General features: G+C 73.3%; 7 protein-coding genes. All 7 read right to left on the reverse strand.

Annotated elements, in window-relative coordinates; translation table 11 throughout:
* Positions 1-221 precede the first annotated feature (221 nt).
* Entirely contained in the window at positions 222-1,916 is a 1,695-nt protein-coding gene (locus WMF31_RS27110) for a cytochrome c/ABC transporter substrate-binding protein (protein ID WP_436604721.1), read from the reverse strand.
* On the reverse strand, positions 1,909-2,616 hold the full coding sequence (locus tag WMF31_RS27115) for an SCO family protein (RefSeq protein ID WP_436604722.1): 708 nt from the start codon (positions 2,614-2,616) through the stop codon (positions 1,909-1,911). The genes WMF31_RS27110 and WMF31_RS27115 overlap by 8 nt, the downstream gene beginning before the upstream one ends.
* A 31-nt stretch (positions 2,617-2,647) precedes the next feature.
* Entirely contained in the window at positions 2,648-3,286 is a 639-nt protein-coding gene (locus WMF31_RS27120) for an SCO family protein (RefSeq protein WP_436604723.1), read from the reverse strand.
* Entirely contained in the window at positions 3,283-5,469 is a 2,187-nt protein-coding gene (locus WMF31_RS27125) for a YncE family protein (protein ID WP_436604724.1), read from the reverse strand. The genes WMF31_RS27120 and WMF31_RS27125 overlap by 4 nt, the downstream gene beginning before the upstream one ends.
* Positions 5,466-10,175 carry a copper oxidase gene (locus tag WMF31_RS27130; protein ID WP_436604725.1) on the reverse strand — a complete coding sequence of 1,570 codons (4,710 nt, stop codon included), beginning with the start codon at positions 10,173-10,175 and terminating at the stop codon, positions 5,466-5,468. The genes WMF31_RS27125 and WMF31_RS27130 overlap by 4 nt, the downstream gene beginning before the upstream one ends.
* 1,192 nt (positions 10,176-11,367) lie before the next feature.
* Positions 11,368-11,817, reverse strand: coding sequence for a DUF3574 domain-containing protein (locus tag WMF31_RS27135; protein WP_436604726.1), 450 nt, complete (start codon positions 11,815-11,817; stop codon positions 11,368-11,370).
* Positions 11,818-12,062: 245 nt separating this feature from the next.
* Entirely contained in the window at positions 12,063-12,434 is a 372-nt protein-coding gene (locus WMF31_RS27140; RefSeq protein WP_436604727.1) for a DMT family transporter, read from the reverse strand.
* Positions 12,435-12,658 lie beyond the last annotated feature (224 nt).

The raw sequence follows: 12,658 nt of genomic DNA on the forward strand, positions 1-12,658 counted from the left end.
ATCTATCCCGGGGCGCGCACGGCGCCCTCACGGCATATCCATCGTGCCGTCCCCGAAGCTCGTCCGCCTGGCCGGCTGCACCCCGCGCGCAGCGCCGGACGCATGCAAACTGGCCAGGACGCCGGCGCAAAGGCACGTCCGGGGCGCCGACCCGGACGCCGTGCGGCCGGGGGTTTCATGATTCGGCCACGAGGAGCATCCGGGTGGGGCGGCGCGCGCGCTCACGGGACGACATCGATCCACGCCGAGGCGCGCACCGCCGCGCCCGACGCCGGATCGAGCCGGACGAGGCTCGCTCCGAGCACGCCGGTCCTCCGGTTCCGGGCGAACGTCACGAGCGGCGCGGGGCCCGCGTCGAAGTCGCGCAGGCCCTCGAGCGCCGCGATGAGCCCCTCCCGCGTCACGTGCGCTCCGGCGCGCTTCAGCGCCTCGACCGCGATCCTCGCGGCGACATAGGCGCTCGCCTGCGCCGCGAGGTGGGCCGGCCGCGCGGCCGGCTCGGCCGTCGCCTCGCCGCGCGGCCGGCCCACCCCCGGCGCCGCCCCGGATCGTCGCAGGAAGGCGCGGAGCGCCTCGCCGGCGTGCCGCGCCCTGTCGCCGAGGGGGCCGGAGTACAGGAACAGCACGCGATCGGAGGCCTGCGAGAGCGCCTCGGCGACCTCGCCGGCCGACGCCAGCGGCGCGTAGATGGCGCCGCCGAGCGACGCGGGCTCGACCGCCGCCGCGCAGCGCGCGAGATCCGCCCCGGGCCCCCAGAAGAGGATCCCCCGCGCCTTGTGCCGCCGCGCCGCCTCGACCACGGCGGAGGCGGGGAAGCGGCCCGGCTCGAACGAGACCGCCGCGGGCGCGGGGAGCTCGCGCCGCGCCGCCTCCGCGCGCGCGCCGGCGAGCCAGGCCTCTCCCGCCTCGTCCCGGGAGTGCACGACCAGGACAGCCGGCTTCCCGTCCGTCTTGTTGCCGTCTTTGCCTTCCCCGCCCGGACGAGCACCGGCAAGGTGGTGGATCGCCACGCGCGCGAGCACGTCCGGCCCCGGCTGGACGTGGAACACCACCCCGTCGACCGCCGTCTCCCCCGCCTCGATCGGCCCCACGAGCGGCGCCCGCTCCTCCGAGAGCCGCGCCGAGAGCGCCGGATCCCCGCTCCACACGCTCCCCACGAGCGCCAGCACCCCGCCGTCCAGCAGGCGCGCCGTCGCCCCGGCCTCGCCCGCCGACCCGCCGCTGTCCTCCACGCGGAGCGCGATCCTCCGCCGGTAGATGCCTCCCTGCGCGTTCACCTCGGCGAACGCCGCCGCGAGCACGTCGCGCACGGCCGCGCCCACCGGCGCTGCCGGCCCCGAGAGCGGCAGCGCGGCGCCCAGCGCCACCGAATCCGCCGTGACGCCCGGGTCCAGGTCGCGCCCGACGCAGCGTAAATATTCGATCACATCGGACAGATCCGCGTCTTCCAGGCGGTACCGCGGCATCACCGGATTCAGCGGCCGTCCCGCGAGCCCGCGCCCCTCGCGGATGGCGGCCGCGAGCGCCGCGGCGGTGGTGGGGGCGTCCTGCTCTCGGCCGGACGCGACGCGCCGGTCCCGCGCGAGCGCCGGCGCCGCGATGCCGCCCTCGTCGGTCCCCTGCCCGCTCGGGCCGTGGCAGCCGGCGCAGGCGGCGCCCCGGCCCGAGAGCGCCGCGGCCCCGCCGGCGATCGCCCCCTCGATGGTCCGGCCGTCGACGGTCGCGCCTCGCTGGTAGATGCGCTTGCCGCGCCGGGCAGCGGGCGTGAGCTCGTCGCACGACGCGACCTCTGCCCCGCCGGGCGCGCGCGCCTCGGGCGCGCGGTCGCCGACGCCGAGCGCCCGCAGCGCGACCCCCGAGAGCCCGATCGCCGACGCCGCGGCGAGGAGGGTGAACCGCAGCCGCGGCTCAACCACCGCCCGCGCTCCGCGCCGCCGCGCTCCGCGGCTCGCCCGCGCCCCGCGGCTCGCCCGCGCCCCGCGCCGCCGCCCCGCCCGGAAGGAACGCCCGCACCTCCTCGGCGAGGCGCCGCGGCGGCGCGATGCCGTCGACGCGCGTCCAGCGCCCCTCCGCCTCGCGACCGATGAGCGTGATCGGCGTGTGCCGCTCCTTGATCGGCGCGCGCCCCCCGAGCGCGTCCAGCACCCGGTTCACGCGCTCGCGGCTGCCCGTCAGGAAGACCCAGCCCGGCCGCCGGCCGAACCGGTCCGCGTACGCCTTCAGCCGCTCCGGCGTGTCCATCGCGGGATCCAGCGAGATGGAGACGAGCCGCACGTCCCGCTCCAGCGCGTCGCCGAGCTCGGCCTGGAGCCGGCCGAAGATGGCCGTCATCGGCGAGCAGATCGTCGTGCAGGCGGTGAAGATGAAGTTGACCACGAGCACGCGACCCTTCGAGAGCTCGCGGAGGCGGACGGGCGCGCCGTCCTGGTCCACGAGCTCCTCGTCCGGCACCACGACGCCCCGCGCCGGCGCCGAGCGCACCAGGGCCGCGGCGTCCACCGCCGGGAGCCCCGGCCCCGCGGGGCCGCCGCCGGCGCGCGCCTCGCCGTCCCGCCGCTCGCCCCCGCGGCCGCACGAGGCGGCGGCGAGCGCGCCGGCGAGGAGCAGGACGTTCATCGCATGCCATGAGAGAGAGCGCATCTCGGCCTCACCGCGGATCGTTGATGTGCTGGGCGATGTGCGCGAGCGCCTCCGGCGGCTCGGTCGCCAGCGTCTTGAGCCACATGCCGGTCGACGCATCGCCGAGGAGCAGCGTCATCGTGTGCTCGTCGGGCCTCCGCACCTGGCCGCCGAGGCGGCGCAGCACCGCGGCGACGTTCGCGGGGGTGCCGGTCAGGAAATACCAGCCCTCCCCCGCCTTGAACCTCGCCGCATACCGCTTCAACACGGCCGGCGTATCGTTCTCCGGGTCGACCGTGATCGTGAGGATCGTCACCCGCTCTCCGCGGGCCCGGAGCAGCGCCTGCACGCGCGCGAGGTTCGCCGTCATCGCCGGACAGGCGCCCTTGCACGAGGTGAAGGCGAAGTTGATCAGCACCTTCCGGCCCCGCAACAACCCCGCGTAGAACCGGTGCGGGCGGCCGTGCTGGTCGACGAGCTCGGTGTTGGTGAAGTACTTCTCCGCGGCGGCGTCGTCCTCCCTGGAGACGCCCCCGATCTTCATCCGCTCCGGGCGGGGCGCCCTGTCGTCGGCCGGCGCGCCGCGGGGCGCCCTGTCCTCCGCCGGCGCGAGGGCGGTGAGCGAGAGCGCGAGGGCGGCCGCGGCGAGGGCCGCGCCGGGCCTCATCGCGCACCTCCCTCGGGAGCGCGGGCCGCGCCGCGCGCGTGCACGCGCAGCGGGACGAAGGGCAACGCGCCGAGGGGCGCGCCGCGGTGCGGGGCGGTGGCGAGGAAGCGGTACTCGCCCGGCTCGGGCGGGGTGAACGCGACCGAGAAGACGCCGTCGCCCTCCGGCCGCGGCGCGCCGCTCCAGCGATATCCAGCGGGGAACCGAACGATCATGATCTCCATCTCCTTGGCGTCCAGAGCAGACCCCGCCTCCTTCGCGGTCGCGCGGAAGCGGAGCGTCGCCGGCGCGCCCGCCTCGAGCCGCAGGCCGGGCTCGAAGAGCGGCTCCAGCGTGATGCCGGGCGCGGCTCCTCCGCCGCAGCCGGGTTGCCCGCCGTAGCCCCCGCCCTGGGCGCAGCGCGCGGGCGCCACGGTGGCCTCGAGGCACACGGCGATGCGGGGCCGGTCGAGGAGCAGCTCGACGTCGTGGAGCCCCTCCGCGCCGAGGCGCACCGTGGTCGCGTACACGCCCGGCCGCACCTCCCTGAGCGACCGATCCTCGATGAGGATCGACCTCGGCTCGCGGCCGTAGCTCGAGAGGGTGCCGATCGGCGCCATCATGCCCTCCACGTAGAAGTAGAAGGCCCTGTCGGCCGGGTTCGCGATGAGGGCGCCGTTGCCCTCGGGGACCGGGGCGATGGGCGCGCCGAGCGCGCCGGGCCCCGTCCGTGGACCTGCGCCCGCGGCCGCGGGCGCGTCCTGGCCGACCGTGACGTCGACGACGGGCGGGGCCGCGGGGCCGCGGAGCGCCGCGCGGTCGATGAGCGAGACCTTGGCCGCGCCGCGGTTGCGGACGTAGGCGAAGGCCTCGGTGAAGGCCACCGCGTCGGGGGCCGCGAACCCGGAGAGCGCGTGCGCCACCGCGCCCGTCGAGGCGTCGATCACGGTGACCTCGTTCGCCGCCGGGTTCAGCGCGAAGGCGAAGCGCCCGCGCGGCTCGAACTGGAGCGCGCCGAGCCCCGGCTTCAGCGCGACGCGCCCGGCCACGGCGCGGCGCGCGGCGTCGAGGAGCACCACCTCGCCGCGCGCGCCGTTCGCGACGTAGACCACACCCGACGCGTCGCTCGCCGCGATGGCCACGGCCCCCTCGCCGACGGCGATCTCGCCGAGCGGCTCGAGCGTGGCGCCGTCCACCACAAACACCGAGTCTCCCTGCTGGCTCGTGATCCACGCGGCGCGGCCGCCGCCGGTGAAGGCGATCTCGTGGTGACCCGGGCCCACCCGCAGCGTCTTCAGCACGTCGGTCGAGCGCGCGTCGACCACGCTCACGGTGCCGTCGCCGTCGTTGCCGACCCAGACCGTGCGCCCGTCGGGAGCGACCGCGACGCGGCCCGGGTCCTCGCCGACGGGGACGTTCGCCCGGACGAGCCCCCGCTGCGTGTCCACGACCGCGAGGCGGCCGCCCTGGAGCGAGACGTACAGGCTCCCGCGGTCGGGGTGGAGGGCGAGCGAGACGCCGGGCCCCGCGAGGCTGACCAGGCTCCGGAGCTTCGTCCTGCCGAGGGCGACCTGCGGGTTGATGACGGACAGCGTGCTGTCCTGGTTGAGCGTCCAGAGGAGGTAGGTGTTCATGTCCACCTCCGGACGCACGGACAGGAGGCCCGCCATGAAGCGCTTGATCTTCGCCCGGCAGGCCTCCTCGTCCGGCGCCCCGCCCGCCACGCTCGTGGGCCCAGCGGCGGCCGGGTCCGCGGCGCCCTCGGCCTCGCCGGCTCGCCTCGACATCCACCCGAGCGGCGAGAGGCCGCTCACGGGCGCGCCGGTCTCCGCGTCGGTGATGGTGAGCTCGGCCACGGCGTCGGCGAACGCCGGCGCCGCGCGCGCTCCCGCGACGGCGGCCGCGCCGCGATCCGTCCCCCCGCGGCGCCGGTCACGCTCCAGCGGGCGCAGGGAAAACGCGATGGTGAGCCCATCGCGCTCGACCCGGCTCGCCGGAGGCGGCGCCGCCCCCGGCTGCGCCGGGGCTCCGGCCGGGGCGGCGCCGTCGCCCGGCGAGGCCGGGAGAGACGCCCTCCGCTCGCAGCCGAGCCCCGCGCAGGCGCCCGCCGCGCAGGCGCCGAGCCAGGCCAGCCTGAGGCCGAAGCCGACCCCGCGCACGCTCGTCCAGATCCGCCGCGCCACAGGTCCCCTCCCGTCGCTCACGGCGTGACCCGCACGATGCCCCAGAGCCCGTCGGCCATCGCCGCGGCGCCCTGGTCGAGGTACAGGCGGTCGCCCGGCACCGCGAACTTCCCTCCTGCCCGGAACAAGGGGTTCACGTTCCAGGCGGTCATGGGGCCGATGCCGCCTTGCGCGCCGATGACGAACGAGGCGTCGTTCGGGCCCATGAACCGGGAGGACGAGCCCTTCGCCCACGGGTTGAACGCCCACTCCGCGCCCCAGAGGCCGAAGGAGTGCTGGCGCCGGTGGCCCGAGGGCTGCAGCACGCGGAGGCGCAAGGTGTCGTGGCGCCCCACCGTGAAGAGCGGCGTCGCCGGATCGCCGTGCTCCGCCGAGCTGAAGATCGCGCTGAGGTCGAGGTCCTCCACCCCTCCGAGCCGCGTGTCCGGAGCGACGCCGAGGCGCGCCCACAGCGGCTCGGTGCGGTAGTTGAAGGCCTTGTGACCGGTGCCGTCGGCGTCGACGTCGCCGACGAGGTTCCGGAGGGCGGTCCCGCAGCCCAGCGACGGGTCGTCGCACTGGAACCGCGGATCGTCGGAGTGCAGGGCGACCTCGTCCTGGTAGAAGAGCACGATCTCGCGGAACCCCCGCTCGGCGCCGGACTCGTCTCGATAGACCACATGGGCCGACGCGCGCGTGCCCGGCTCCGGGTGCCACGTGGCGCCCTCGGGCTCGACGATGAGCGCGCCGATCGCGCCGTGCATGCCGTGGTTCACCACGTCGGCCATGTCCTTCAGGTTGATCGCGCCGAGCTCGATGGGCTGCCACCGGAGGTGGCCCCGGCGCGTCACGGCGACGTCGCCGGCGTACCAGGTGTATTTCCGCCGCCTCCCGGGCGCGACCGTCTGATCGCGGTTCTGGCCGATGTTGGCCCCGTCGCTCGTCATGACGTCGTAGGCCACCAGCTGCGGGTGCAGCCCGACGCGGTTCGAGGTCCTCACCTGGTTGACGTTGAAGCCCGCGACGATGGGAGGGTTGTAGTTCCAGTGGGGCGTCTTCGGCGGCTCGTCGGGCAGATCGTTGACCAGCGTGACCTCGACGCACTCGCCGGCCGCCGCGCGCAGGATGAGCGGCTCCGGCGCGCGCGCTCCTGCCCTGACGTCGTCGAGCTCGTCCTCGTCGACGAACAGGATGGCGTCGGGATCATAGAGCCCGTACTTCTCGTTGTACGTGAGGCGGCCGCCGGGCAGGTTGCCCTGCGCGGTGATCGCGTGGACGACGTACTCTCTCACCTTCGCGTCCGGCGGACAGACACGATGCCGCGCGCGCCGCGACTTCGGCGGCGGGGCGTCGGCGGAGAGCGGCAGGAGATCGCGCCGCCGCTCGCTGTAGACGCGCATGAGCCCCCACATGCCCTCCCACAGATCGTCCGTCGTCGCGCTCTGGTAGAGGTAATCGACGCCGCGCCGGTCCCTCGTGAACACGGGATCCGCGGCGAGCTCGAAATCCATCTGCTCGGAGACGCCGATGGCCTGCCCGTTGGCGTAGCCGCTGTCGGGATCCGCGCTCTCGTTGAGCCACTTCTTCCCGTGCAAGGAGAAGACGTGCTGCTCCGACTGCGTGCCCTGGGTGAGGCGGATGATCGCGCGGTCCCCCTCGTACGCCCGGAGCAGCGGGGTGAAGGGGTCGTCGTGCACCCTCGAGCTGAAGACGTTGTGCATCTCGCCGGCGGCGCCGCGCTTCGGGGTCACCCGGCCCGTGGCGCAGCTCCGCCTGGCGATCCGCAGCGGGATGGGCTCGTGCCGGTAGTTGATGAGCCCCGCCCCCGGATCCCGCCAGGAGACCGGCTCCCGGAGGACGCCCACGTGCGCGACCGCCTCCGGCAGCGGCGCGAGCTCGTACGACGGCGGGTTCACCGGATCGCCGCACTCGTCGTAGACGATGGCGTAGTCGGCGAAGCTCAGGTTGTACTCGCGGAACGGCGCGCGCCCGTCGCCGGGCGGAAACAGGATGTCGGCGCGGTAGCTCGTCGGCCCGCCGTCGCGGCGTGTGCCGAAGATCTCCCCGGTCTCGGGGTCGCGCCAGGACGAGCCCGCGGGCTCCACGACCAGCGCCGCGTACAGGCCGTGGTGCTGGTGGGACGAGGGGGCGAAGTGATCGTGGGTGAAGGCCGTGCCGAGGGCGCGGTCCTTCCCCGCCCTGTTCACGATCGGATCGGCAAACCAGCGCTGCGTCGTCGTCTGCGCCCCGAGCGGCGCGCTGGAGAGGCGCGGGTGCGGCTTCGCCTCGAGCATCACGCGCCTGCCCGACTCGGCGACGGCGCCGTCGGCGACGAAGGCGCCGCCGGCGGCGTTCGCCGCGTTGATGCGCGACACCACCTCCTGCGCGGCGAGCGTCCCGTCCTCGTAATTGAAGCCGTTGGCCCCGCCGTCCGACGAGGTGACATCGAACTTCACGAGATGGATGTGCTGACCGATGACGTCGGTCTGCGTGAACATCTGGAAATCGTCCGCCTCGAGCGCGTCCGGGATGGTGTTCGTCGCGTGAAAGACGACGCACTCGCCGGACTCCGCGCGGATGAAGAGCGGCTCCGGCGGCCTCGTGCCCTCGAGGGTGGCGTCGTAGTCCTCCTCGAGGACGATCGTGCGCGCCTGCGGATCGTGCCAGCCGGCGCGGTTCACCGTGGCGTCGATCTGGACGTAGGCCGCGCGGTAGGTGCGGACCGGCGCCCCGGGCGGGCAAGGGTCGGCGTAGGGGGCGCCGGGGGCGGGGGGCTGGCCGTTCACGAGGAAGAGCGCCGGCTCGCCTTTCGGGGTGAAGGCCGGGTAGCCCTTCGCCGGGAAGCCGTAGCGCGTCGTGGCCCGCACGGCCCCCGGGAACAGCCCGGCATGGAAGCTGCTCGCCGCGCGCTCCGCCCGGGTGCCGTCGGACGGCAGGAGCTTCACGTTGGCCTCGTAGATCTGCACATCGAAGGGGCCGCGGACGCCGCGTTCGACGGCGCCCGGGGGGACGCTCGTGATGACGTGGCGCGGCAAGCCGCCGTCGTGCTCGATGTCGCGCGGCGGCTGGGGCGCCCGGTGCCCGGGCAGCGCGGCGATGTAGTGAGGATACCCGGGCAGGGCCGGGCGCACGACCTTCCTCCCGCTGGGCAGCCGGACCTTCGTCGGCGCGTACGTGGGCATCGGCGGCATCGCCACGTCCGGGATGGGCACGACCGCGGGCGTGGGCGTACCTTCCGCGATCTCGCCGTCCGGGAGGGACCGGTCCGGCGTACCCGCCTCGAAGACATCGTGGCTGCGCCAGAGCCCCCACATCCCCTGCACGAAATGGGGATACAGGTGACAGTGAACGATGGCATCTCCGGGCGTGAGATTGCGGTTACCGCCCCCGCCGTAGCTGATGTCGTAGGTGAAGGCCGCCTTGGGCCCGATCGTCTGGGAGTCGATGTAAGCGCTGTTGTCGTTGCCCGGCGACCGCCGCCACTGGTGGGCGTGCACGTGGAAGACGTGCGTGTCGTTGGGCCCGTGGTTCAGGTTCCGGATGCGGACCGGATCGCCGAGGTAGCTGTGGGAGACGTTCGAGGGATCGTCCGGGTACAGCGCGCGGACCGCGTTGTTGTCCGGGTCCCGCTCGATGTTCAGCCCCGGATCGCCGCTCACCCACGAGCTCAGGAAGAACTCCTCGAACTTGCACTCCGCGCAGTCCTTGCTCGGGCCGAGCTTGCTCCGGTTGGCGAGGACGGCGTTGCCCAGGCTGGCCGCGCCGTAGTTGACGCCGAAGCCGCTGCGCACGCCGTGGTAGACCGGGTCTCTCTGGAGCTCCGGGAAGGCCTGGACCCCGCCGAGATCGTCGTGGAATATCACGGTGAACTCGCGGAAATATCCCTCGTTCACGGACGCCGCGGTCCCGACCTCGGTCCTGTCGAAGCCGGTGATGATGGCGTTGAGATCGCCGTGCACGATCTCGCCCTCGTCGTCGATCATCCTCAGGATGGGCACGCCGGACGGATCGACCGCCTCGTAGTCGATGCGCGGCGTGCCGTCCGGGTTGGTGTCGTAGGTGACGGCCTCGAGCTCGGCCGCCGTGACCTGCGAGCGGTACGCTATCGCGCCAGGCGGCTCGACGTGGACGGCGCCGAAGAGGTTCTGGGAGATCTGCCGCAGCGGCCTGCCGGTGCCGTCGGCGCCGGCCATGGCGCCCGCGCTGTGCATGAGGAACGTGCCCTCGCGGCCGGCGAAGAGCTCATAGGTGCGCGTCTCGCCCGGAGCGGCAAGCGAGCTGACGTTCTGCCCGATATTCCCGCCGAGCGCGTCGATGTTCCGGATCTGGAGCCCGACCACGTGGATGGAGGCGTGGCGGGTCGTCGGGGAGAGCGCCCGGAGCGTCGCGCCGCTCGGCGCGAGCCAGTTCGTGAACGAGAGGACGAGCTCATCGCCGGCGTTGACCCGCAGGACGAGCGGCCTCGGGCGCTTTCCGGGCCTCAGCGTCGCGTTGCCCGGGCCGACCGGCCGTGACGGGTCGGCGGCCACCACGTCCCGCCGGAGGGCATAGACCATCCCCCCGGGGTTGAACGCGCCGGAGCGGTCATAGACCACCGTCTGATCTATCGCGACGACGTCGGCGTAAACCGTCCTCCCCGATCCGGGCGAATGCGATGATCCGACGATCGCCTCTTCGCCTGGGGCGACCCCCTCCGTCGCCGGAGGCGCGCTGGCGTCCGAGCATCCTGCGACAGCGATCGTCGCCATCGCACATCCCCAAAGCCAGTAGAGCTTCATCCGCACGTAGGCCTCCCTATGCCAGACCGAGCCGGAGGGCGCGCTCGATTCGAACGCTTACCGCCCGAGCGCCGCGAGCGCATCAACCCAGCTTGAACGCAGCGCGCGGCGCCCATCTGCTGAGCCCATCAGCAGGGATGCTGGTTTGGCCCCACGATCCCCCCGGGTCAAGACTTTTCCCTCAATACACGAATAAGCCCATCACCAAGAGGCGCTGTTCGGGTCAAACGACTGCCCAACTGACATGCTCGTTCTGCCCTCGTGGTCGCGCGCCCTCCTGGAGAACGCGGAGAGAACGCGAATCGCGAATCGCGGAGCGCGCGGCCGACGAGGGTTGCCGCCGTCGGGAGGACCATGCTGGGCGGGTATCGGCGACGGCGAGGCGACGCAGGCGAGGGAGACGTCTCGGGCGCACGCCTGCCGGGGCGCGATCGACGCGCGGGGCCCGATCTCGGGGCGCGCCTCGGTCGCGCCCGGCGCGCGCGGAGATCGAGCGTGATGACGGCCGGAGACCCGGCGTTGCGCAGGGGCCGTGGCCGCGCGGCGCTGGCCGTCGACGTCGGACCGCGCCAGCAGGTTCCACCCCTGTGCCCACCACACGTATGCCCAAAGGAGCTCGCGACCCATCATGTGGCGTCGGTTGCGCACAGCAGATCCGACTGATAGCCTAGAGCACCTATCACGTTGAACGAGCGAGAGCTCAACCGCCGAGGCGCCAAGGACGCCAAGGATCGATTCTCTCCTTGGCGTCCTTGGCGCCTCGGCGGTTCGAGTCTCTGCGCTTTTCAGGCGGCCTCAACCCGTTTATCGCTCTAGAATCGAATACAACACATACCATCTTGGCGAGCAACCAGAACGAAGAGCGGCGTCCGGACGACGGCGTGCGCGCTCGACGCCCAGCGCCGCGCAGAGCCACGTCTCCCGCCGAGGCGTGATCGTCGGCCGATCGCCCGCGCGCCACGAGGCCCGCGCTCGCCTGCATGCGGCGACCGGCGTCGGCAGATACGGATTCCGAGCTCAACGCCTCGCCGCGGCCGGTCGCCCGCGGCGTCGCGGGCCGCGGGGCCACGGCAGACGCGCCGACGAGCTCCATGGCACAGCGGCAGATCGTCGAGGACCTGCCGCCGACGCGGCCGAGCGGGGCGGCGGCGGCGCTCCGCCGTCAGAAATCGACGCAGACGGGCTCGTCGATCCGGAGCACGGACTCCTGGTCGAAGCGAGCCTTGTACTCCTCGCGGATGGCGTCGATGGCGTCCGACGCGGCCTGACCGCCGTCGTGCAGGAGCATGATCAGCCGGCTGTCCTCGTGGATGAGCTCCCCGGTCGTCGCGAGGTACTGGCCGTCGACGTCGAACTGCGTCAGCCCGTCCTCGAACCGGGGGGTCACCGCGGTGTCGACGAAGTCCTGCCACTCCTCGGCCGTGACGGGGGGCGCCTCGAGCCGATCCAGGCCGAAGAAGAGATCGGTCCGGATCATCGGCTCTCCGGCCTCGCAGGGGAGCTCGGAGGCGGTGGGCGCGGGCTGCACTCCGTCGTCCTCCGCGGCGCTGTCACAGCCGGCGGTCGCGAGGAGCGTGGCGAGGAGGGTACACGGGAGCGAGCGGGTGGGCATGGAGGCACTCTCCAGGGTGAAGCGATCCGGGCACGCCGGCGACGTATGCTCGACAGCGTATCACAACGGAGGTGGAGGAGGAGATCTTCTCCTCTCGACGCTCCGGCGGCTCACCCCGCTGTCGCGCCAGAGCGCCGAGCGGGTTGAAGCCACGAGGAGTTGAGAGGGGCGTGAGCCACAGAGGATTTCTTGGCCCCCTTGGCGGCATGGCGGCTCGCTTTCCAGGCCGACTTCCCGCAGTAGAGCTAGCTCATGTTGTACGCGACCATCGCGATCCCCGCCGCGATGAACACGATGCCGCCGATCTGCAGCGCCGTCAGCGTCTCGCGCAGGTAGTAGACCGAGAAGACCGAGATGATGAGGAACCCGCCCGAGGACATGATCGGATAGGCGACCGACAGGTTGATGCGCTTGAGCGCCAGCACATAGAACAGGATGTTCGAGGCGAAGAGCACGAGCCCGAGCACGAGGTGGACATTCGTCGCGAGCGCGACGCCCTTCTGGACGAGCGACAGCCCCTCCATCGAGGGGACCCGCCGCGACGCCAGCTTCATCAGGATGTTCGCGGTCGCGTTGAACAGGAGGGCGATGATCAGGAAGAGGTAACCTTGAGCCATGTCGATTGGTGGACGAGCGCCGGAGCTCGGAGGCTCGCCGTTCCCGGCGAGACCTCTGGCGCAGCGGACCGCGCGGATCAAGCGCAGATTTGCAGGAACACGGGCAAGCGAGGGACGAGGACAGCTCCCTTCCCTTCCTGCCGCGGCGCCGTCGCGCCGGCGCCCCGCCGCGCTCGCGCCCCGCCGCGCCGGCGCCCCGCCGCGCTCGCGCCCCGCCGCGCTCG

Source organism: Sorangium sp. So ce1036, from assembly GCF_051369805.1.
In the GTDB taxonomy this organism is placed as follows: Bacteria; Myxococcota_A; Polyangia; order Polyangiales; family Polyangiaceae; genus Sorangium; species Sorangium cellulosum_F.

Excerpts from the sequence above, each read along its gene's own strand:
- WMF31_RS27115 (WP_436604722.1), bottom strand. The coding sequence starts at position 2,616 with ATGAACGTCCTGCTCCTCGCCGGCGCGCTCGCCGCCGCCTCGTGCGGC.
- WMF31_RS27120 (WP_436604723.1), bottom strand. The coding sequence starts at position 3,286 with ATGAGGCCCGGCGCGGCCCTCGCCGCGGCCGCCCTCGCGCTCTCGCTC.
- WMF31_RS27130 (WP_436604725.1), bottom strand. The coding sequence starts at position 10,175 with ATGGCGACGATCGCTGTCGCAGGATGCTCGGACGCCAGCGCGCCTCCG.
- WMF31_RS27135 (WP_436604726.1), bottom strand. The coding sequence starts at position 11,817 with ATGCCCACCCGCTCGCTCCCGTGTACCCTCCTCGCCACGCTCCTCGCG.
- WMF31_RS27140 (WP_436604727.1), bottom strand. The coding sequence starts at position 12,434 with ATGGCTCAAGGTTACCTCTTCCTGATCATCGCCCTCCTGTTCAACGCG.